The organism is Bradyrhizobium campsiandrae, assembly GCF_014529705.1.
Taxonomy (GTDB): Bacteria; Pseudomonadota; Alphaproteobacteria; order Rhizobiales; family Xanthobacteraceae; genus Bradyrhizobium; species Bradyrhizobium campsiandrae.
Genome location: NZ_JAANIH010000302.1, coordinates 1 through 318 on the forward strand (window position 1 = coordinate 1; position 318 = coordinate 318).

Consider the following 318-nt stretch of genomic DNA (forward strand, 5'->3'; position numbering starts at 1 on the left):
CCGGCACGGCTCCGGCGAGCACCGGCGTTCCGACCGGTTCGGGCGTCAGCGGCAATCTCGTCACCGACGGCAACGGCAACACCACCGTCTATCTCGGCACCAACGCTTCGCCGAAGGCGACCACCGGTGACCTGTTGACCGCGATCGACCTCGCCAGCGGCGTCGATACGGCGTCCATCACTGCGGGCGCGGCGACGATCACCAACAGCGTCAACCAGACCTCCTCGAGCATCGCCGGCAGCAAGGTCATCCTGAAGAGCTCGACCGGTGCGGATCTGAGCGTGACGGGCAAGGCCGACCTGCTCAAGGCGCTCGGCC

General features: G+C 67.9%; 1 protein-coding gene. It reads left to right on the forward strand.

All coding sequences use genetic code 11. The features are described 5' to 3' along the window. Positions 1 to 318 (forward strand): DUF1522 domain-containing protein (locus tag G8O24_RS43195; protein WP_188108475.1); only part of this gene is annotated, 318 nt, incomplete at both ends.